Raw genomic sequence first — 22,826 nt, 5'->3', positions numbered from 1 at the left:
TCCTATTCTCTCTTGCCCATTGCTTCAACAATGGCGCCCTTCAGCTTAGCTGGATCGCTCTCGAACTTATACAGAGCTTGAATGCTAACGCCAGCTGCCTCTACAAAGCTCTCTACTTGTCTGTATCGCGCTACGCATGCTTGGTCCGCTTCATCGTAGACAGGGAGCTTCGCAAACATATCAAAGATAAGATCTGTGTCATGCGCACGTTTTTCCAGCTTCTTCTCGGTTGATTTATCCGCGTTAAAGACTGCCTTAGTAATTCCCCATGCGCCTGCTTTCGATGCGCGATCACGCCCAGCTTGCTTCAATGTTCTGGCAATTGGCATAGCTGCGCCAATACCTGTCGCAACGATTTTCAGCGGCGTACCGACTTGAGCCCCTACCCCAGTAAGCGTCGCGATATCAGCAGCGATCTTCGTAAGCTCAAGCCCGATTTGAATAGCGCCTCGGTCTGTTCGCTTCACGTTAATATTTTTCATTTCTTTCGCTAATTCATATTGAGCGATTTCATCGAGTTGCTGATTGGCTGCTGCTACTTTCGCTGGATCACCGGACGCAATATCAGCGTTCAACTGCGCCTTTTTCGTAGCTAGCTTCGCTTTGTCGACACCGGCATTGCGCGTGTACCAACGTTTTTCTTTGAGAATATCGGCATACTCTGCTTTACCTTTGAAATCACGTTTCATCGTCGTCATCGAGCTGCGATTTATACCAGCTTTGATCACATCAACCGTTTTGATGGCAATTTTCACACCGCTTACGGCAATGCTGACGCCTGGTATAACAGCAGTCAAGCTAGCTGTGCTTGTCTCCATGATCTCCATGATGCCTTTCGCCACTTTGATACCCGATTGTGCAGCTTGGATCGCATTACTAATGATCTCGAGCGTCCCTCTTGCTTTCTCACCTTTATCGAGCCCGCCATTTTCGGAGGCCTTACTGTACATATCATAAATGCCTTTAACGGCCATAATCGTATTTTTAACTGCGGAGATCGCTTCGGCTACGGTACCCGCATAATCACTGACGGAGGAAGAACCACCGACCCCATTTTCTTTCCCTGTTGATTTGGCTGCTTTATCGACTAAACCAGCCGAGCCACTGACCATTTTACCGCCTGATTCGATCATAGACGATCCTGTGCCTGCATACTGCCAACGTTTGTTATGACCCGTTCGGTTCGCATCACCAGAAACAGAGAGCGTTTCTCTAATGGCACTCATGATCTGGAAAGGCCCGCTTACAAGATCTGCCGTAGATGCTACTGCGCCCATCGTAGCTGACTGCTGCGCAGTCCCAGCATCCTTCGTCTTATCATAAGATTCTTTCAAATCATCGGAACGTTTCCCGAAGCTGTCGGAGAACGTTCCGCCAACCCCAGCTGTCATGTCTGCATTATCCTTGGTATCGTCGCCAGTAGGATGCATGGTAGAGGCAGATGGTACTGTAGGCACAAGCACAGTTGGCGCTGGTGTTTGAACAGTTCCCGTTTGTGTCGGCGCTGGTGTTTGAACAGTTCCCGTTTGTGTTGGAGCTGGTGTCTGAACAGTTCCCGTTTGTGTTGGCGCTGGTGTTTGAACAGTTCCCGTTTGTGTTGGAGCTGGTGTCTGAACAGTTCCCGTTTGTGTTGGAGCTGGTGTCTGAACAGTTCCCGTTTGTGTTGGAGCTGGTGTCTGAACAGTCCCCGTTTGTGTTGGAGCTGGTGTCTGAACAGTTCCCGTTTGTGTTGGCGCTGGCGTTTGTACTGTAGGCAATGGTGGTGTGCCAGTCCCTGCCCTGCGGCGGTGGAAGGCTACTGGCGGTAGCACGGTGGGCAATGGTGTTTGTGTTTGATTGGGATTACGCTGAATGACCTGATTCGCGTAAGCTTGTGTAGCACGGTTACCAACCGTACGCTGCATCTGCATAAAGATGTTTGTCCCCATAGGTGACAATTGCGCGGCACTCGTACTTGTCTGGCCCGATAGCGATGGCTGCTGTTGCTGATGCGAGGGGCTCACTGGTTTGGTTAGGCCTTGTTTTCCTTGGGGCATCTCTACCTAGCTCCTTCATGTTATAAATTCTTATTATTTTGCTTTACTTACCGCCTCGTTGTTGAACAACATGCGTTAATTCATGACCAAGCAGTTCTTGCCCCTCGCGTGAATCTGGATTGTATCGGCCTTCCCTGAAGAACACATCATTTCCCGTAGCAAAAGCTTCTGCGCCTAAAGATCGATTAATCTTCGATGACTCTGAATCATTATGTATATTTACGTTGCTGAAATCAGTTTTGAACGCTGACTCCATCTTCGCTTGAATGCTTGAATCCATTTTGCTGCCGCTGCCTTGTTTCGCCTTAATCTGCGATTCAATCCCTTCACCAGCTTCAAAACCGCCTTCGGACGATGACTTCATCTGCAGTTCCTCATCCTCTGACTCCCCACCCTCTGAACGCTGGATCGACTCTGATGATGGCTTCATCTGCAGTTCCTCATCCTCCGACTCCCCACCCTCTGAGCGCTGAATCGACTCTGATGATGGCTTCATTTGCAGCTCCTCATCCTCAGATTCCCCGCCTTCTGAGCGTTGAATCGACTCTGATGATGGCTTCATTTGCAGCTCCTCATCTTCCGACTCCCCACCCTCTGAACGCTGGATCGACTCTGATGATGGCTTCATCTGCAACTCCTCATCTTCTGACTCCCCGCCTTCTGAGCGTTGAATCGACTCTGATGATGGCTTCATCTGCAGTTCCTCATCTTCTGACTCCCCGCCTTCTGAGCGCTGAACATCTGGTTTTGAAGTGCCGCTGCTCTCCGAAGCAGCAATATGGTCCGCCGCTTGTTTCCCCATTTGATCCGCTTCTTGCTCGTATGCATCACCAGCTGGACCAACCGTCATTTTGGTCTGAATATTCAACATATTGCCCACAGCGCGATTGCCGATAGCACGTTGAATGTTCATCAGATCAGATGAGGCAGAAGTGTTTGTTTTATTACTTTTCTGATTCGTATGCAAAGAAGAATCTGGTTGCCGGTTAATATGGGATTTTTGCATGGCATAACCCTCCTAGCGAGCTTTTGATGGAAGCATTCGTTCAATCCTGATTTGCACTTCTATATGTCCGTTCATCTGTGCAAAATGTCTGTCAATTAACTATATCACAACGCTATGAAGCGGAGTTTACTATTTGAGCGAATTGCGATCTATAATGAGCACAGCAATATCATCGGATTGCACGGCGCCATCTGCGAACAGATCCACATCCTGCACTATTTGACTAAGTAATTGTTCAGGCTTACTTGCCTGCTCCCTTACCAATACTTCCTTCAGGCGGACAAAACCATATTGGTTCTGAAGTTGGTCTTCAGCCTCCGTAATACCGTCCGTATACACGATTATGCGATCTCCTAGATCTAACATGACCTCATTATCCATATACAACATGTCGTCCATAACACCAAGAGGGAGTCCTTTTTTCCCTTTCAAAAGCTCCACTTCACCGCTAGCTCTCACAATGTAAGGCGGACAATGACCGCCATCACTATATAGAAGCTGACCTGTTGCAATGTTCAATACGCCGCAGAAAATTGTCGCAAACATGGTCGAATCATCCTTGTACAGCTCTTGATTGACAGCCGTCAGCAACTCACCTGGCGTCAACTCCACGGACATTTTCCCTTTGAGCAGCGTCATGGTTACCGCCATGAATAGAGCAGCTGGAATTCCTTTGTCAGACACATCACCCAGCACGAAAAACAAACGATTCTCGTCGATTCGAAAATAATCATAGAAGTCACCGCCGACTTCACGCGCTGGTCGAATCGTCGCCTGAGCTTCTGCTTGAGCACTTGTAAGCCCCTCAGCATCCTCGCAACGACTCTGTAGACTTAAGCTCTTCCGAGGAAGAAATCCCATCTGAATATCCGTTGCGATACGCAGTTCACTTTCCATGCGTTCCTTAGCTGCCGTCGTAACTTTCAATGCATGTACCGACTTCTCGAGTGCATCGTACAGCATAGCATTTTCTAGCGAAGCTGCTGTTGGCGAAGCGATCGATTCCAGCAACTGCAAGTCTCGATCCGTGAACGGTGCATCACCACGTTTGTTCAACACCTGCAATACGCCAATGATCTTCCCTTTGCTGACGAGAGGAACACAGAGCATGTTGCGGGTTGGATAATCGACGCGTTTCGCGACCTTGGACGACCAGCGTTCATCTCGCGCAGCATCGTCAATCTTGACAGACTTTCCTGTCTGTGCGACCCAGCCTGCGATGCCCTCGCCGATCTTGAGGCGGATTTCACGCACCTCATCACCTTTGGCTCCAAGTGCAAGATCGAAAAACAGTTCGCCCTTCTCCTCATCGACCAAAATAACGGACGAAGCCTCCGCGTTCATGATGCGGGAAGAGGTTTCCATGATTTTGACAAGCAAATCCTGTTTGCGAATCGTCGAGTTCACTTCCAGGCTTACATCAAAAAGCTGCATCGTCCGCTCAAGCTCCAGCTCTGCTACTCGCCGCTTTCGATTCCCAAACTGCAACTGGATGACAGCCACAAGACACAGGACAACAAGCACACCTACGACTATCTCCATCCAGCTCAGCTCCTTTGCATGTCATGTAATTAGCCTTTATTTAATGGCATTAACTGCTTCGTCTTCCGTCTCATACAGTTTGAAAATGCTGCTAAAGCCCGACATATCAAAAACTTCCTTCACTTGCTCATTCATACGGGCCAGCGCTAGCTTTCCCTGAATGACTTTGACCATTTTGGCAGCGGATAACAAGCTTCTTAGTCCTGCACTGCTGACATAATCAAGCCCTTGTAGATTAAATACGAACTTGCCATTGCCTTGCTCCACCAGCTTAGCAAATGTCGATTCCAAGCTTGCCGATGTATTTCCATCCAATCTGCCCTGTAAGCTCACTAGCACAACGTCACCTTGCACCTGCTCGGTAATAGTCATGAAACACCCTCCTCTTGGATCCGATTTTTTCTCATTAGCAGCACATTCTCCTCATTCAAACGCTCATACCGAAGTTCGTCCATCACTTGCCGGACAAAGTGGATACCCAGCCCCCCGATCCCGCGCTCTTCGATGCTCTGGTCGGTGCGGGGGCTGGACTCGAGCAGTGGATTAAAAGGAATTCCCTGATCACTCAGACAAAGCTCCCAACCATCGAGGGTTTGCCCAACATCAAGGCGAATCGTATGCATCCCATTTTGAGCCGATGGGTAGCCGTATAGAATAATGTTTGTTACGAGCTCATCGCAGACCAAATTGATTTGAAACAGAGACTTCTCATCCATGCCGAAGGACCCTGATAAGCCTTGGATAAAGGCTGCTAGACGCTCTAGCTCTTGTAAATCGTTGCGTAATACGATGGACTCAATACCCAAGGACGATCACTCCTACGACATTTTCAACAGCATGTTCTCAAGCAATCGTACTCTTGCACTTGATGCGTGCAGCATCCCGATCCCGATCTCCGGATATAACCTCACTAAGCGAGACAAACTCTCCCCTTGCAAAGTAAGGACACGTACCTCATCAAAAATGACCTGTGCGGTAACCGATGAAGGTGAGCCATCTAACGCAGTCGTTTCTCCAACCGCTTGTTTAGGTCCCAAAACACCGATCGTCGATGTCTCTCCAACACCGGTCTCATTGCTTAATTCAACATGTCCCTCAATAAGGAGATACATAGCAGCGTTCGATTCTCCCCGGCGCAATAAGTAAGTTAAATCCTCGTGCACTTCTTCCGTCGCAATACCCGCAATTAATCCTAATTCATCGACCGACAAATCCGCGAATAAGCTGACTTGCTTCAAGAAAATCACTTTATCCAGCATCGTTAAAAATTTACGTTCTTCTTTCATATCTGCACGCTCCAATGCGCTTAGTGCGTAGATGGAAATATCCTTGAGCCAGTTATCTGACCATGTTGTCGCCTCTTGAACCAGCACCAGCGGTTGTAATTCCCCCATGACATCCGTAACGCCTTGTTGCTTCAACTGGTCTAATAAGGCATAGGCCAGTTTACGATCGCCGAGCCCCTCCGCAAGGATCTCTAACGCGTTCTCACGAAGATCGATGTTCTCATCTTGAATGGCTTCGCGCAGCGTCATAATGATCCGCTCATCGACGAGCTTAGCCATGACTGCCCATGCTCCGTCAATGAGTGCTTCATGCAGCTCTCCGCATCGTTCTTTCGCCAATTCTGATAGGCCCGACAGACCAAGCTTCTCTAACGCAGCAGGCAGTGTACGTTCTTGGGTTGATGCTTGAAGACGCTGCGCACATAGCTCAACAAGTTCTGAATGAAGTCTGCCCTCATCCAATAGCTCAGCAAGTGTGGTGACAACCGCATTCCAAATGAATGGATTCGGATGGTGACTATATTCCAGCAAGATCGGCAGTGCTTTATCACCCATATCCACAAAAGCTTGCAAAATGGCTTTGCGCAGCTCCTGATCTGCCATGGACACCATTCCCAGCATCATGGGGATGCTTTCCACATGCTGAAGCTTACCGATACAATGCGCAGCTGCTGCCTTCACGGCAGGACGCTCCTCATCGAGTAACGAAACGACCCAAGCAGCATACGTATTCAGTTTCAAATCAGCTACGGTATGGCAGCCATAGACGGCCCATTCGCCGCCGGTATCCAGCATTTTGATAATGGCTTCGTCGCAAGCCGCGTAGCTTTCTTCGCTTTCTAGGGCATACAAAGCTTTGACGCCTTCATGCACAACCTTCGGATGCGTATCCAATAGCTTCACACGGATAAAGAAATGGGACTGACTTTTCAGATGCGAAGCCTTAGAAATCAATTTCACGCACTCCGCGCGAACTTCTGGATCCTCATCCTCCAAGAAGGATGCGACTTGCACGAGGTCCTGAATGGTGGCACCCTGCAAGTTCATCGCACGTAATACCGCAATGCGAATCCGCGAGCTCTCTTCCCCAATCATTTGGATCAAATGCGGCAAGAACGCAGAATCTTTGGCTTTACCAATAATTTCTAGGGCTAGTTCTCGCACGTAATCATTCGGATGTTTCAGATAGGCTAGAATAGCCGATAACGCTTTGGAGCTGCGAATGCCCCCGATAAAAGAGCTCGCAATTTCGGATAAATCCCCATGTAGGGATTGAACGCTTTTGACCAATTCACGAATATACAAATTCCGGCCGAGCCACGCTACAACAACTAGAATCCCTGCAATCACCACACCAAGCCAAGCCAGAGGCGACAATTGTATGAGACCAAACGAGTACAGCATAGAGAAGAGCGAGCCAATAAGTATACCGCCAGAAGCTGCAACACCTTGCGCAAAATAACGATAGCCATCCCGTTTGGAGATTGGCATCATTTTGAAGAAAAGCTGATAACAAGGCTCTGCAATGTAGTAGAGCAAAATATAAAACACCGCATACGACCCGGAAACCATGACCAATCCGAGCGATTGATTCATGAATAATGCTGTAAGGCCAAAGCCGCCGAAGAAGATGATCGTGATGCCTAATAATATATTACTGGCGCCTAACCAGTTCATTAAGCGCGTAGATACCGTTTGTAGCAATAAGCAGAACGTAAATTGAATCGCTGTGATTAAGCCATAAAACGAGGTCAAATCTCCCTCATTAGAGAACTTATATTCAGCAGCCGTGAAATATTGATACTCCATCATAAAATAAACAGCCGGCATCAGTGTCATTAGAGCAACCGCACACAGGAGGAAGGGATTCCGCAGCATCTGCTTCGCATAGTAGCCAGAAGTTGGCTGTTTCTCTTCGTCATCAGTGCGGGAGACGGGCTGGGCCCTATTCAGTCTCTTATCTTCCTTCAGAGTTAGCGGAACTAAATACCGCATGAGTGCCCTGCGAAAGAAGACGAAGCCGAACACCATGAGAATTGGGGCGAGTGCATACACGGCTTCCGTGCCAAGCAGTTTACCTAGTTGATGCGCCAGCAAGCCTGCGGTAATACCACCTGTCGTTGTAGCAGCAATGAAAACGGGCATAAGTCGCTTCGCCTGTTGGGTAGGACACAAGTCAAACGCTGTACTCCACAGGAGCAAGGTTAGCTGTCTTACAACAAAGTTAGAAGAGAGAAAAAGAATCGGATAGTAGTATCGATAGTCGATGCCGCCTAGCTTAAATCCCAGGAGCACAACGCCGTTCAAGAAGAGAAGTCCCATCATAATGAGATAGAGCGTCGTCATCATCTTAGCCTTCGGCAGTCGGTTCGCCAGTTTGGCCAGGAGCCAGCCTTCGAGCGGCATGATAGCAGCTTCAACCATATAAATATAGGGCAAATATTGCACGCCGAAGCGCTGATTAAAAAGTGCCATGAACGCCGTGTAATTTAAGGATTCCGCAATTCCGCTAAAGTAAAAGATCGGCAGCATCATCCAAAGTTTACGACTGTCTTCTGTGCGCAGCCCTATCCACCCTTTTAAGGTTCCTTGCATATCATCAGGTCCAATCTATTAGTCTTTCTGTCAAGGGGACAGTGGTTTATAAAATGCGAGTCTAGCTTCACCTTCATAATAATAATTGGGATACGTACCAATGAGATCGAATCCATTAGCTTTGAACATCTTTTGAATGGGGACGTATTCGGGTAAATCACACGTGTACGTTAAAATGTAACGTCCTTCTGCTGAACGTGCAAACGTTTCTAACGCCTGAAATAACACCTTGGCAAATCCATGTCGGCGATATTCTCGGTGAACAGCTAAGTAATCCCAGAGGAATCCGCCGGATTGATGCTCATTTTCTTTGCAGCTCGTCACGGCGATAATGTCCCCCGTCTCATTCTCTATATACCAATGCCGGTGATTGCGCTGCGTTAAACTAAGCATTGGCGCATGACGGAAATGATCCAACTCACCTGGTGTATGACGTTGATCGTCGAAAGAAACAGGTGATAAGTAGAAATCTGTAATCCGTAACGCATCTTTCTCATTGGTCAATTCATGCACAGTCCAATTACTTACTTGCATCTAAAAAGCACCTCATTAAGAAACAGATAATGTACCATTCCATTCACCAGTCGTACCTTTTTGGAAATATTCATCACACATATAGAAATACAATTGGGCTGCCTTATCTTGACGATTCTGTTTAATAACCATCAAGAACGCTTCCCGTGCATCATAGAACCGTCCAACCTGATAATACGTAACTGCTTGCTCAAACAAGGCTTTCGTCTTCTCTTTCAGAGCACGAATCGTTTCTACATCACCTTGATAAACATCGAACAAGTGAAGAGGCTCTTTCACACCATCCACTTGAATTAGTCCAAGGTCTCGATAGAGGAAGTCCTTAGGCTTCTCCAAGGTCTTGACCACGGAATCCGTGATTAGAATGGATGATCCTAGCGGCTCCGTCATCTTCTCCAACATGGTCGCTAGATTCACTCCGTCGGAGATAACATTGCCTTCCAAACGTTGTTCCTCCCCAATAATGCCTAGGCGAAGAGGTCCTTTATGTAGACCGATTCCGAAATCAAGCGGTGAATAACCTACACTCATTCTATGCGAGTTGTAGATATCTAGCTCCTTCCGCATCTCCACACAAGCGAGCAGCGCTTCATCTGTCTGATTCGGGAATAAAGCCATAAAACCTGCGCCCAAATACTTATTCATAAGCCCTTCATGCTTGCGGACATACGGTCCGAATCGTTTGAGGAACGAATTGACGAAGTTGAAGTTTTCTTCTGGCGACAACCTTTTAGATAATTGGTAAAATCCTCGGATGTTAAAAATGAGAATGGACATGTGCTGTTCCACTTGATCCCCGAGCTCGACATCTAGAATGCTCTCTTTATTCAAAAAGCGCAAAAACTGCTGCGGAACGAATCGATAGTAGGATTGACTGAAATTCTCAACCTTGGTGATATAATCTCGAATACGAGCAGCCATGATGTTCACACTGTCGCCCAGGTCCGACACTTCATCCCGTGTATTAATTCTAACGACCGTATCCCAGTTCCCTTTGGCAATTTCACCGACACTGTTGCGCAGCTTCCGAATAGAAGAGAGAAGCACATAGGTCATGAACACAAGGACGAGCAGTAAGCCTACCGAGATAAAAGCAATATTGCGAATGATGGAGTTTAGGACGGATTGACGATGCTTCAGCAAGCCATCTAGGTTTTTACTCGTTTCGAAAACACCGACAATTTTACCCGCTGAATTAAAAATAGGTGCAATGGCATAGCGCCATTCTCCAGAGAAATCTTCCCATTGACCTGTTGCTGGCTTGCCTTCTAATACAACCTGTTGATTCTCAGGCGTTTGTTGGAATGGATTAAACATATGCATGCCGTCATCATCTTCCAGAATGCGATAAATAACGCCATTTTCATACTTGTATACAGCCTTGTAAAAGCCTTGATTATCATCTCGTGCATTGTTCTCGAAAACAGATTGAATCTTCTTGCGGAATGATTGATATGTGGTACCACCATAATCCAAGGGAGATGTGAGGCTTTCCAATTTGTCACCATCCACAAGGTTTTGCCCGTTTCTGGCCAGTAAAATCAGCTCACTGAACGTCTCTTCTTCCATTTTCTTAGAGAAACTGTTGTAAATGACGGTAGAGAGTAGAATCATGGAGAAAGCAATGACAGGAATGAGAATGAAAATTTGCTTCACCATAAGCGGCAAGCGTCTTTTCAGTAGGTTAACAAATACGATTTTGATGGCATATAGAACCAACAAAATGAATACTATGGCAATCGACCATACGAGGATTGCATGGTTTTGAGCAGACCGACTAAATTGCGCTTCAATTAGGGAAGGCGTAATCGTACCATCGGGGAGTCGGCGATTAATTTGAGCGGACTCTACGATAATAAGACTGCCATCGGGACCAATACTGCTCGTAGTCGCGTCAAAAGCAAGCTCCACGCCGCTCGCTTTGGCCTTCTCGTCGTTAACAATCCCCTCTAATACATAAGGTTGTTTCGGATCTAGTCTTGTAATCATACGCGAGTTAAAATCAATGAAAATCAACCGTCCCTGATGATCCAAATGCAGGCTCTCTGGGAAATTGCGTTGTGTGCGATCTACTCCAGCAAGCGGATAAACCAACTCGGAGTTCCCCTCGTTAATAGCACGATAAATTTCACCACTACGCGTGGAGTAGTAAATTTCACCCGGTTTAAATCCATCTGCTTCTGACACATATTTGTTAGCTGGAAGCGTAATCGAATACGTTAGCTTAGGCTCCGTGGTTGTCGTGTTGCCAACAGGTGTTTCGTATAAGGATAATTTCTTCACTTCATCATTGAAAAAATACACCATACCCTCATGTACTTGCACATTGCGCAAGGAGCCAAGTCGGTATCTCTTCGTCTGCGCATCGCCATATTCCTGAGTGAATAGGCTGCGATCAAACTCACCGTTTGGTTTATAGCGCACTATTTGTTCGGATTTAACTGCAATCCCATAAGGATCTAATAACGTACGAATGGTATATAAATAGCCCTGATCATCGACAGCCATATCGTTAAAACGATACACTTCACCATTCTTCCCCGTTTCACTCGTAATGGAGAATTGAAGAATGCCTTGGGCATCCAGTTTATGTATCGTTTTCTTGGCGTTATCGATGACGAATAAGTTATTCTGCGAGTCTGAGATGGCCTTCGATAATCCGTCGAATGGCATGCTCTTTTTCCATGGCCACAGCTGGATGCTATCTTGGTGTGTGCCTAGGTAAGTACCTGCAGCACCCAGTAGCAGCAAGACGAGCAGCAATGCCGCAATCGATTTCTTCATCGTTGTGTAATCTCCTCTTAATTTGTAATCTGAATGATTTGCATGGCTGCGTTCCAGTCGACACCTAAGCCTAAGGACTCAGAAATGAATCTTAATGGCACATAAGTCCTACCATCTAGCAGCAAGGATGGTCCATCGATCACGATAGGTTGTCCATCTATGTAAGCCGTAACTTGATTAATAGAGCTTGTAATAGTTGTATATTCCGTGCTTACCGTGACTGTCAAGCTCTCCGAGTCCCAATCTACCGCCGCTCCAAATGATTCGGAAACAGATCTAATAGGTAAATAGGCTTGTCCATTTATTATAACAGGCGGAGCGGCAAATTTGATAGAAATATTGGAAGAAAGCACGTTTTCTGCCGAAAGAGGCTGAATCGTGACAGGAACCTCAGCAAGGCCAGTAGAAGCAGGGATCGAAGTTATGCTCGCTAAGCTATCAGCGACTGCTGCAAGTTCCTGCAGCTCCTCTGGCGCATACTTCAACTTCTCCTGAAGCTGCAGATCGCCCAGCAGCTTCTCTACCTGCTGTTCCAGCTGCGCTTGTACGGCCTCGTTTGCTGGCAGTTCCGCCAGCAAAGCCTGTACCGCGTCCAGCTTCGCGAACAGCACGGCCTTCTGCGTCGACAGCTTCGCTGCGTCGACGGCCTCGATCGAGCGGGTCAGCGTCGCCACCCGCTCCGTGTCCTGCTGCGCCTGCGCTGCGCTCAGCGCAGCCTGCAGTTTCTGCTTCGCTGCTGCGAGCGAAGCCAGACCTTCGGATGCGCCAGACCCCGCATCCGCGAGCTGCGCCTGCGTCGCGAGAAGCTGCTGCAGCAAGGCTGCAGCGGCTTCCGGCTCGCCGGCGGCGAGGGCTTGCTCCAGCTTCTGCTGCTGGAGCGCGGCTTCGGTGGCCAGCTGATCCTCGCTGGCCGCTTGACCTGGGGTGGCGGGGTTACCGTCGCCGCCTGTGCCTGTAGAGCCATCGCCCGGCTCAGCCGGCGATGTGTCTTCCTCGGACAGCGCAGCGATCAGCGCGTCCGGGTTGTTCACGAGCGCCATCTGCGCGAGTGCGGCTTTGGTGTCGCCTTTGAGCAGCGCCTCCAGCATGCCGAGCTGGGCCTGCGCGTCCTTGATCTGCACCGCGAGATCGGCGATGTCGTTCAGCTTCATGGCGGCAATTGCGGTAGTTTTGGCCGTTTCTAGTTTCACAATGTCTTGCTTTAACGTATTTATCTTTCCTTGAAGTTGCTCAGGTGTCTCAAGGGAAGCAATCGTGCCTGGCTCCTTGATCTCAACGGTCACCTTAATCGCATCCACAACTTTTTTAGAAAGAACGGCGGAGCTTGGTGGATCTGTTAATGCATGAGGATCTAGCACATCATCCATACTTACCCAAGGAGCGCCTGGCGCATCCGATTGATACACCATCCCTTGTCCCGTAGACGCCATTGTAGCGGTTGCTGCATTAAAAGCCTCAGGCGTCAACGCTTCTAACTTCACTTTGTACGAGCCGATAATGACCGTCCCTAAGCCTTCGTTCTCACCGTTAGAGTCTACACCCTGCCCAGCATTCTCAGCGTTGTCATCTGTTCCGTTGTCATCACCGCCAGCACCATTGTCGCCACCGGTACCTGTCGTTCCTTTGCCACCATTATTTCCCGTATTTCCCGAGTTTCCGTTATTCCCATTGTTTCCAGTACTGCTATCGCTTCCTGATTGTCCATCAGGACCCGCGCTGCCATCCGCACCAGTACTCCCGCTTGCGTCTCCCGAAGCCCCGCCGTTCTCAGCGCTAGCAGCAACTAACTGCCCTGTGCTACCTTTTCCATCAAGTGGCAGCGTCTGAATGACTTGCCCTTTGTTATAGAAAACAACCTTAAGTTGATCAATTTGACTGAATTTCAGTGTTAAATTCCGTACCGATTTATTGATCTTCGTCCGTTTTCCAACACGTTTACCGTCTTTGGTAAATACGGCGTAGTCCGTTGCTCCCAGTTTCTTGCTCACACTTATGCTGAAATCGCTAAGCAGCTGTCCAACCGCTGGTTTCAGTTTCCACGTACCCAATGGAGCTTTGGGTTTCTGCGGTTTCATCGGCGACAAGCCATCATCGAGATCACGATACGGCAATATGCCTTCGCGAAGCGTACGATTCACTGCTCCGCCTGTTCCTTGATCCAGCTTGCCAAGCGCCAATTTATAGGCAATTTGTGCAGACATAATTTGTTGATCCGCCTGATCAACCGCATCTTTATAGGCTTGAAGCTCCTCTGATTTCATCAAACTCAGCTTCACCTTCTGGTTCGCCTTCGATAAATTGGTTACCCCATTATCCTTATCACGCAACGCTTGTGCGTAGGCTTCTTCAGCTCCCTTAGCCTCCAAAAAGGATTGCCTCACATCCGCAATAACCGCATTTCGGCTTTCTTTTTCCTGCAGCTGCGCCTTATTCTGCTCCATAGTTGCCAGTGGTAAAGCATTCGTCAGGTCATCCAAATAGCGCAGTCCATCAAATTCACCTTGCAGCAGCGACTTCGGAATGGGAATGAACCCGAGCAGCATAAAAAATCCCTGCCAATCCTCTTTCACTCGCCCAAGTGTTTCATCATAGCTTGCTTGAAAAAGCTCCATATCGATCTCTTGCTCTTTAAATAAGCCATCCATCACCCTCATGCGTGCCGGGCCAAATTTACTGCTATATAAATTACGGGTCGTGTTCAGCTTTTCATCTGCCAAACGACGAGCCTCCGTATCTCTTAATAGGCTTAATGTTGTCTTCTGCCCCATAGCTAGATAGGTAGGCAGCGTTTTCTCATTCAAATCCGCGTAATCCGGCTGAAACGAAAGCTCCACTTTATTTTCCATATCAAGCTGTAGTAATTTACCTAGTGCCAAACGACTAGATTTCGCTGTCAATTGCGCTTGTTTGTAGTCCGATGCCGCCTTCTCTAGCGCTTTGTCCGCTTTGTCCTGTTCGGCCGCATCGGCGAGACCGAATTTTCGCTTTTTAAGAACCGTGTCGACGGATGTTTTCGCTTCCTCAACTTTCTTACGAGAGCGCTCCTCAGCCACCGCATCTTGATAGGCAGTTAAATAGCTTTTCTCGATCTCATATCGCGCTGAATCCCCTTGCTGCCGCAAGGTTTCCTGGGCCAAATACAACTGCGATCTGGCATCTGGCACCTTCATCCGCGTACCAATATCCTGGCTTAAATTATGGGGCCTGGCGAATAATCCGGCAGCTTTGGCTTCCTCATTGTTAACCGTATGCTGCGCTTGTTCAAGCTCGATTCTTTTCTTCAAGACATCCGTTCTGGCATCGCGCAGCTGAGGACTCTTCTGAAGCCCTTGTTTAATCGCATCCTGCATGGTCAAAACCTTGACCCCAGCAGCTTCCACCCGTGCACTTGCCGTCAGGATCGAGGATGTCGCAAGTAGACTTACGAGCCCTATTTTCACCATATTCAAACCATTCAGAACAAACCCCTCCGCTCACGTACTTCTCTCTCTTTATAGTACAATATCTCTACCACTCTCGCATCCATTCTTTGGAGAAAAATAGCGAAATCTAGCGAATATAGGATTAGATTGCCGCATATAACCTTTTCTAGTAGTATAAAAGAAAGATGAAAGCAAATTTTGCCGAATTATTGCACGGGAAATAATTTCAAGGAAGGGGCTTGCAGATGGGGAATATCGTATGCGGTGGCGCTATGCTGCAATGCACATTCGGTGCTGCACCTAGCTCGTTAATGGTGCTTCCTGCGAATATGGTCATGACCGCGATGCCTATTGCCAATATCATGGATAATAAGCCCATGGTGAATATACTGCCGTTTGGGATGTGCAATTCGATGGCGAATCCCATGGTGGCCGCAGCGACAGCTGCAGCTCTTGGCGTACTGACACCGATGCCCTGCATCCCCGTCACAGCAGCTCCTTGGGCACCCGGAGCGCCTACCGTCCTTGTCGCGAATATGCCCGCGCTTAACAATAGCTCCAAATGCATGTGTAATTGGGGCGGCGTTATTTCCGTTCAACAGCCTGGTCAGATGACGATTCAGGTCCCATAAATTGTTCTTTTTTTACAATTGAAACAAGGAGTGAGAGCATTGGAGCCGATTAAAACGATTGAGAAAGTGCTAAAGCCTATCGTAGCACCTTTCATCGGACATATTATGAAGGCCATCCTGACCGTTGGAAGGCTGCCTAAGCTAGCGATTATTAAATTTCAGCAAATGATGCGAACCATGTTGCAAACGCGTGAATCCTCTTTAAAAAACTACGTTTTGATCGGCTCCTACTACATCTCCAAGAGACTGCTTATTTTCATCGTATTGTTCCTGCTCGTTCTAGCTTACTTCATCTTCATACGCCCGCCTGCGATCGTGAACAAATGGCTTAACCGTGTACCGGTACTTCAGGAAAATACACCTAAACTCAATAGCTTTTCGGGTAATGGTAAAGTCGTTGTCGATCCGAAAAAAGATAAAAAAGAAGCTCGCTATGTCGGCGATCTGGTTGATGGTCTTTACTCTGGTAAAGGTAAGCTGTACCATGACAACGGCATCCTCGCGTACGAGGGTGATTATGAAAAAGGTCTCAAAAATGGGAACGGCGCTCTCTATGATGAACTAGGACACCTGATTTACAAAGGCGCCTTCACGGCGGATGTCTATAATGGCGCTGGCGCCTTGTACGATGAGAAGCAGCGAGTCATCTATACAGGCGAGTTTCAAAATGGCAAATTCGGCGGGGCTGGCAAGTTGTTTGTACCTAGCGGGGACTTGCTTTATGAAGGAGCCTTCAATGGCGGCATGTATAATGGCGCTGGCAAGCTCTTCTCCTCGGGAGGAATCATCCAGTACGAGGGAGAATTCTCCGCAAGTTTGTACAATGGGGCAGGCAAGCTCTTTGATGCGAAGGGCATTCTCATGTACGAAGGCGGCTTCAAAAATGGCAGCTACTCCGGCGAGGGCACGGAATTCTACCCTAGCGGCATGATGAAGTATAAAGGTCAATTTCTTGTAGGTTTATATAACGGCGAGGGCACCTCTTTTGATGAAAAAGGCGTTCCGCGCCTCAAAGGCGCGTTCCAGAGCGGCGCCCTGACCGGCGCCGGGGAAGCGTATGACGAGTTAGGCAAACTCGTCTACAAAGGGGATTTCAAGGCCAGCGTCTATGACGGCCTTGGCACGGTGTTTGACGCAGACGGCGCGCCGCTGCTGCGGAGCTTCTGGGCAGGCGGCGCCGTCAGCCTGCAGGGCTTCCTCGGTTTGTCCAGCAAGAAAGTCGAAGACTTGCTGGGCAAACCAGCGGAAGTGACGCTGCAGGATGACAGCGTCATGCTCGCGGGCCAGGAGGCGGCGGTCGCAGCCGCCTCCGATATTGCTTCGCCGCTTGCCGATGCGGCAGGCGCTGGGGCTAGCGCGGCAGCAGGCGTGAAGCTGCTGCTGAGCTACCCGGCCTACCAGCTGTCGCTGCTGGTAGAGCCGTCGAAGACCAACCCGAAGGAAGCGGTGGTCACGTCCCTTAGTATTTGGGGCTCCAAGCCTCTAGCGCTGCTGCAGCCAGGCATCGAGACGTTCAAAAAGCTGAACGAGCCGAATGATGCAGGCTACAGCATTATGGAACTGGAAGTTGGCGCAGGTGCTGGCGCGTACAAGAACAGTTACTTTAAGGGTGATTATCTGTTCACGCTCACCCATTTCAATCGAACCAAAGAAGCTCACCTGTTGCAGGTGAGCTCAACCAAATAACTGGCTACTTCGTTGCTTTAACTGGAAATAGTACAGCTATTTAAGCCAAGTTTCTTCGAAAACTCGATTTAACTGGAAAATATGTTGTTAAAACTGCCTCTTTTGTTCCACATGGCTAAAATGTATGAAATTAGCTGTAGGTTTTCCATCAAATGAGCGCTTGATCGGAAAATCCCGAAGAATAACTGTACAATATCCATCTATTTGCTTGGAGCACACGGCTCGGAGATACTTTCCGGTGATCAGGGTTCTGAGACGGCAGATTTAGGCGACTCCACTCAGCAGTTTGTTGATTTTGGGTAATTTGACTGCTGAGACGCGTGCGTTTATCAAGGCTCGACCAAATATAAGCCTCTGGCCATGATTTCCGTGGCCGAGGCTTCTTTAATTCGATGAACCCTCCCGAAATTCTTGCAGGATTCTGCTGGCTTCATTGCGGTCCACGACCTGCAGCTTATTCAATATCGTCGAAACGTAGTTGGCCACAGTTTTGGCGCTGATCGCTAAACGCGCGCCGATCTGGGCATTGGTATGACCTTCAGCCATCCGCTCCAAAATTTCCATTTCACGTTTGGACAGTTCAGATAATACCGGATGCTCCGAGGGATTGCGTGTTCTCGGTTCCGAGAAGAAATGCATCATGCGGGCCGCAATATCAGAGCTGAACACAGCGCCTCCATTGCCAACCATCCGAACAGACTGAAGCAATTCGATTTCATCAGCGTCTTTGAGTACGTATCCTTTGGCTCCAACACGCATAGCCGTAAAGACCGATTGATCGTCACGGAACATGGTGAGAATTAGCACATGGATGTGCGGATATTTCTCTTTGACTAACCGGGTCGCTTCAATGCCATTGAGCCCTGGCATTCGAATGTCCATTAATATCAAATCAGGCTGACATTGTTCCACGAGCCCCAAAACTTCATCTCCAGATGCCGCTTCTCCTACGACAATTAAATCTTCCGTAGTTTGCAGCAAATTTCGGACACCGCTTCGAAATATCGGATGATCATCTGCAATCATTATCCTCATCGTCTGTCATTCTCCTCCACACCGTTTTATATATGTTCAAGACAAGGGAATGACCGCCAAAACCCGGGTCCCTCCGCCCGCAGGCCGGTCAATGTGACAGTGCCCCCCCAATTCAGCCGCCCTTTCCCGCATAGAAACCAGCCCAATCCCGCTTTTTCCCTCAGCAACTGGATGAACTGTCAAAGGTGTAAAGTGTGCCCCATTATCTCTAATTTCCACATGAAGCTGATCGACTTCGGACACTTCCAGCCTTACAGTACAGGTGGTAGCTTTGGTGTGTTTCACGACATTCACTAAAGCTTCCGTGACAATGCGATACACCGCTACTTCAACAGCGGCTGGAAGCGGAGGCAGCAGCCCAGGTGTATATAGCTGAATGTCCAGCACCTCAGCACCCTTCTCCCCTGCCAGCATTGCCGCAGGCTTGGACAGAAGGGCAATCCGTTCCTGTATGGCCCCAATCAGCCCAAGCTCATCCAGTGTTGGCGGCCGCAGGTCATGGACCAGCGTACGAATTTCATCCACTGTAGAGCGGATGACTTTGCGCAAATCCGCCAGCATGTCAATCGCTACTTTCGGCTGTGTCTCGACATAAATCTGAGCAGTCGCCGCATTCAGTGCAAGCGCAGCCAGCTTAGGCGCCAAATCATCGTGCAAATTATTACGAATGTACAGGCGCTCTTCTTCCCGCGCTATCACCAGCTTTTCCCTTGACTCTTGCAGGTCCTGTGCCAGCAACTTCATCCCCTGCGTCATATGCCAATTCTCCACAATTGGGCCAGCTTGCCTGAGTAGAACATCCAAAAATTTGTTATCTTCCGCCGTAAATCCTTCCCCCGCTGACCGGCTGGCTATGTGCAGGGTTCCCATTTCTTTCCCCCGATGAATAATCGGCAAGACATGTTGCTCATAAAGCAGGCTGCCCGCCGAAGCAACTAATGTCGTCTGTCCGCCGATACCGGTATAAATGGCCGTATAGGGAATTCGCAACGCATCTTTCACCGTTCTTACAACTGCATTCAGCATAGCGTCAGGATCCTGAGGCTGAATCAACTGATTGCCTAGCTCAAGCAGCACTGCGTAAGGATCGTCGTGGCGGCCTTTCATTAGCCGATTTATTTGCCGCTGCAACCATTCTTTCAGCGGAGCGAAAGCAACCGCCACAATCGCGGTTGCCAGTAACGAAGCGACATAATGATCCCGAGTTTGAATTACACGGCTTAAATATAAAACAGTCACTGTATAAATGAGCACAATGCAAACTGACAAGGATCCATAAACCAGCGTTCTTTTGACCAGCGGATCGATGTTCCACAGCCTTTGCCTTAACACTGCGAACATTAATGTAATGGGAATAGCCGTCAGGGAGGCATTCAAAACAGCGTTTAAATACACATAAGTCAGTGCTGTTCCATCATTGAGACTAGGGTCAAACAAAGCACTCATGCCAATGAATCCCACAATAGCAATGGAAGCGCCATAAACGACCCATTTCGTTTGTTGCCGCTCCGCAGCAGTAGCCCTATTGCGGAACCGATATAGTTGGGAATAGATCAAAATTAGTGTGGATGAGCCATACCAGAGAAACTGGACTATGGCCGGGATATGAAACTTTTCCCACATCTGCCCTTCATAAAAGAGCGTCATCACATCCACAATCATAATCAGCACAAAAACGAAACGCGACCAGTTGGGCACAAACTTGCCATTCGGAAATAGCAAGAGAAATAAGGATAAGGAAACCCAACTTAGCATGGAGATACCTAAGAACCAATAATGGGCAAAACCAGCTCCTTTGGATGCCGCCATGACTAACGACGGAAACGTTGATCCGAAAGACACCATTGCGACGACTGCCACCAGCCCCATCGGTTCACGGAATCCTTTCCAAAGCACGATCGCCGATGTCATATAAAAAACGAATGTAAACAAAACATCAATGAGTACGAATAACAGTCCAAATTGCTCCAAGCTAAACCCATTTGCCGGCAAAGGCATGGCAGGAACGAGATTACCGCAGCCTTGTAGGATACATTTCCCTACCAGTACGTTGTAGTACTGTGGGATCAAACTTACATATAGCGCAGCTGACAGTAGACTGAAGCTGAGTACAAAAAGCTGTGCAATTCGCATCGACCACACGACTTGCCGCTTGTTAACAACTTCCGAACTACCTGCTTTGCTCAGATGTAACATCTTCATACACCGCCATTCTTTCTGCATGAATGTTGCCTGTATGTATTATAGTTTGTTGAATCGATAGCTGAATATGGAAATTGAGCAATTTCCCGAGCCTACCCGTCATTTCCCAAAACATTCCTGCGAATATCCCGAAATTCAGGAACTCACTGCTCTGTTCTCCGTGATTTCCCTTCCAGTAGTCTAAACACAGGAGCAACACACTATTACATTGGAGGTTGAGTAACCATGACGGAGCACAAAGTAATAAAGTGGCTGGGTATGATTTGTATTTTAGCAGGAATTGCAAGGATGGGGATGACCCCTGCCTCTCTCATTTGGGGAACCGATAGCACACAAGAATTGACCGCAGGATTAATAGCTTGCATCCTCATGTCTGTCGGATCCATCGCTTTTTATCAGGTACAATCCCGTGAAACAGGAATCACTGGTTTTATCACGATCCTCGCCATCATCATTGGAAATATACTAACAACAGCGATGTTGTGGTCCCAATTTGCTAACGGCGGTGCAAATGCATTCAAACCGGAAGGCTTGTTGCTTAACATTTCACAAATATTCGGTACGATTGGTTTCCTCGGCGGTACTTTGGTGTTCATGATCCTGACTTACTTGGCAAAAGTTTTTCCGCGTTGGGTCCCCGCACTCATGCTGATCATGATACTCTCCATGTTCCTGCCAATTGCCGATAACAAATATTTTGCTTTCTTCTGGGGATTGTCGTATGTAGGCATGGGGTACTGCATCTGGACTAAAAAATTGACGAACGCTGCGTCACCAGCATCGCAACTCACTTATCATCGGGATGAATTGATTTCTGGGTAAATGAAACGGGCTAGCGTCAGGCAGCCGTACTTGCATCCCATCGACGCCTCAGCGACAAATTCCCATCAAGTCAAGCTAACGGACCTGACAGCCTCTATGAGCTGTAAATCAGTACATTTTAATAGCTAGCGGACACTAGGAGCGTTATTTACTGTTTCATGCGCTCATTTATGGTAATAAATGCAAATAACAGTTGCAGGGTCCATTAGAATTTATTTCCCCTGCTTTGTAGTCAATTAGCGGCTCCCATGTCCGTTAGCATGGCCGCTCCCAACCAACAGAGCCCGTTCGAGATTCTTCACTCGAACGGGCTCTGTTTTTAAACCTTCAAACTACTCCCCTACCATTTGCTCAACCTCGTCATCACCTAACTCACTAGCGAATAACACAATATCCTCTTTCGTCAAAGGCGTTACGAGGGCAAGTTCCTTCCCTAGCGCCGTTTGAATCTGTTCCCGAGCTTCCTTTATTCGTCCAAGTTGCTCAAGCGTTCGCGCATAGAAATAATAGGACTCCGCGTGCTTAGGCGTTTTGGCAATCACTTTCGTATACATCTCATCCGCCTCTTTCAGACGACCGAGCATATAGTAGTTTTGCGCTAAGTTATCCATAATGGTGATATCGTTGTCATTATAGGCGTAGGCCTCGAGATTATAAGTAAGTGCCTCTTCCAAGTCTCCCTGCAAAATTTGAAAATAACCATAATTCCCATAGACCAGTGTGTTCTTGACCTCGTTTGCTAGCTCCTGCAACATGCCCAATGCTTCGTCCCGCTTGTTCTTCAACCAGTACACTGTAGCCACATTGAGTTTCGCTTGTATGCGGATATCTGAAGCTTTCGCTGATTGCAGAACCTCTTCGAACATTTGCTCAGCCTTGGTGAGATCACCTGTCTTCATTAACAAATAACCATATCCAATTTGATGTTTTGGCAGAAAGGCTTTCGAGTCATACGCTTTTTCCATCCAAATCAACGCTTGCTCACGATCACCCTTCATATAGGCCAGATTGCCCCTCTGAGCGTACATAGCAGATCGGTTCACATAAACAAAATAACCTAGGATGACCAAGATTGCAGCTACCCCAATTAACCAGTTAGCCTGAAACGCCATAACAATTAAGAGAATTACAACGATTAATTTAAGAATACTTTTGAGGATAGGCGGCATGCATACTTCTCTCCTTTACAAACTCTAGTAAGTTGTAAACATTGTACCAAAAAAGTAGACACTTCTCCTAACCAA

General features: G+C 48.0%; 15 protein-coding genes. 3 read left to right on the top strand and 12 right to left on the bottom strand.

Features of this window, described 5'->3' with window-relative positions; translation table 11 throughout:
* Positions 1-2: 2 nt before the first annotated feature.
* The 9 genes from GC096_RS38485 to GC096_RS18545 form a co-directional block, all read right to left on the bottom strand.
* The gene (locus tag GC096_RS38485; RefSeq protein WP_216626175.1) at positions 3-2,036 is read right to left on the bottom strand and encodes a hypothetical protein; all 2,034 of its coding nucleotides are present in this window, start codon (positions 2,034-2,036) and stop codon (positions 3-5) included.
* A gap of 43 nt (positions 2,037-2,079) precedes the next feature.
* Complete coding sequence (locus tag GC096_RS38755; RefSeq protein WP_171632249.1) at positions 2,080-3,042, bottom strand: eCIS core domain-containing protein; 963 nt, start codon at positions 3,040-3,042, stop codon at positions 2,080-2,082.
* Between the two features lie 129 nt (positions 3,043-3,171).
* On the bottom strand, positions 3,172-4,584 hold the full coding sequence (locus GC096_RS18575) for a PP2C family protein-serine/threonine phosphatase (RefSeq protein WP_171632247.1): 1,413 nt from the start codon (positions 4,582-4,584) through the stop codon (positions 3,172-3,174).
* Between the two features lie 36 nt (positions 4,585-4,620).
* Positions 4,621-4,956 (bottom strand): STAS domain-containing protein, encoded by a 336-nt coding sequence (locus tag GC096_RS18570; RefSeq protein WP_171632246.1) that lies wholly within the window; start codon positions 4,954-4,956, stop codon positions 4,621-4,623.
* The gene (locus GC096_RS18565) at positions 4,953-5,390 is read right to left on the bottom strand and encodes an ATP-binding protein (protein WP_216626174.1); all 438 of its coding nucleotides are present in this window, start codon (positions 5,388-5,390) and stop codon (positions 4,953-4,955) included. Before GC096_RS18565 ends, GC096_RS18570 begins: the two co-directional genes overlap by 4 nt.
* A 12-nt stretch (positions 5,391-5,402) precedes the next feature.
* Positions 5,403-8,465: an MFS transporter gene (locus tag GC096_RS18560; protein ID WP_171632244.1), complete on the bottom strand. Its 3,063-nt coding sequence runs from the start codon at positions 8,463-8,465 to the stop codon at positions 5,403-5,405.
* Positions 8,466-8,495: 30 nt separating this feature from the next.
* Complete coding sequence (locus tag GC096_RS18555; RefSeq protein ID WP_171632242.1) at positions 8,496-8,999, bottom strand: GNAT family N-acetyltransferase; 504 nt, start codon at positions 8,997-8,999, stop codon at positions 8,496-8,498.
* Between the two features lie 15 nt (positions 9,000-9,014).
* Positions 9,015-11,783, bottom strand: coding sequence for an adenylate/guanylate cyclase domain-containing protein (locus GC096_RS18550; RefSeq protein ID WP_171632241.1), 2,769 nt, complete (start codon positions 11,781-11,783; stop codon positions 9,015-9,017).
* Between the two features lie 17 nt (positions 11,784-11,800).
* Positions 11,801-15,226 (bottom strand): copper amine oxidase N-terminal domain-containing protein, encoded by a 3,426-nt coding sequence (locus GC096_RS18545; protein ID WP_246302845.1) that lies wholly within the window; start codon positions 15,224-15,226, stop codon positions 11,801-11,803.
* A 224-nt stretch (positions 15,227-15,450) separates the two neighbouring features.
* Between GC096_RS18545 and GC096_RS18540 the strand changes: the two genes are divergently transcribed.
* Positions 15,451-15,837, top strand: a complete 387-nt coding sequence (locus GC096_RS18540; RefSeq protein WP_171632238.1) for a DUF4280 domain-containing protein — start codon at positions 15,451-15,453, stop codon at positions 15,835-15,837.
* Between the two features lie 39 nt (positions 15,838-15,876).
* On the top strand, positions 15,877-17,523 hold the full coding sequence (locus tag GC096_RS18535) for an MORN repeat-containing protein (protein ID WP_171632236.1): 1,647 nt from the start codon (positions 15,877-15,879) through the stop codon (positions 17,521-17,523).
* Positions 17,524-17,907: 384 nt separating this feature from the next.
* Here GC096_RS18535 and GC096_RS18530 read toward each other — a convergent pair whose 3' ends face one another.
* Positions 17,908-18,558 (bottom strand): response regulator transcription factor, encoded by a 651-nt coding sequence (locus GC096_RS18530; protein ID WP_171632235.1) that lies wholly within the window; start codon positions 18,556-18,558, stop codon positions 17,908-17,910.
* Between the two features lie 36 nt (positions 18,559-18,594).
* Positions 18,595-20,760 carry a GAF domain-containing sensor histidine kinase gene (locus GC096_RS18525; protein WP_171632233.1) on the bottom strand — a complete coding sequence of 722 codons (2,166 nt, stop codon included), beginning with the start codon at positions 20,758-20,760 and terminating at the stop codon, positions 18,595-18,597.
* A 225-nt stretch (positions 20,761-20,985) separates the two neighbouring features.
* Between GC096_RS18525 and GC096_RS18520 the strand changes: the two genes are divergently transcribed.
* On the top strand, positions 20,986-21,582 hold the full coding sequence (locus tag GC096_RS18520; protein WP_171632231.1) for a hypothetical protein: 597 nt from the start codon (positions 20,986-20,988) through the stop codon (positions 21,580-21,582).
* 332 nt (positions 21,583-21,914) lie between these two features.
* Here GC096_RS18520 and GC096_RS18515 read toward each other — a convergent pair whose 3' ends face one another.
* Positions 21,915-22,751 (bottom strand): tetratricopeptide repeat protein, encoded by an 837-nt coding sequence (locus GC096_RS18515; RefSeq protein ID WP_171632229.1) that lies wholly within the window; start codon positions 22,749-22,751, stop codon positions 21,915-21,917.
* Between the last annotated feature and the right edge of the window lie 75 nt (positions 22,752-22,826).

This window comes from Paenibacillus plantarum (assembly GCF_013141695.1).
Lineage (GTDB): Bacteria > Bacillota > Bacilli > Paenibacillales > NBRC-103111 > Paenibacillus_E > Paenibacillus_E plantarum.
Note: the sequence above shows the minus strand (reverse complement) of the source record. Positions and strands in the feature narration are given on the sequence as shown.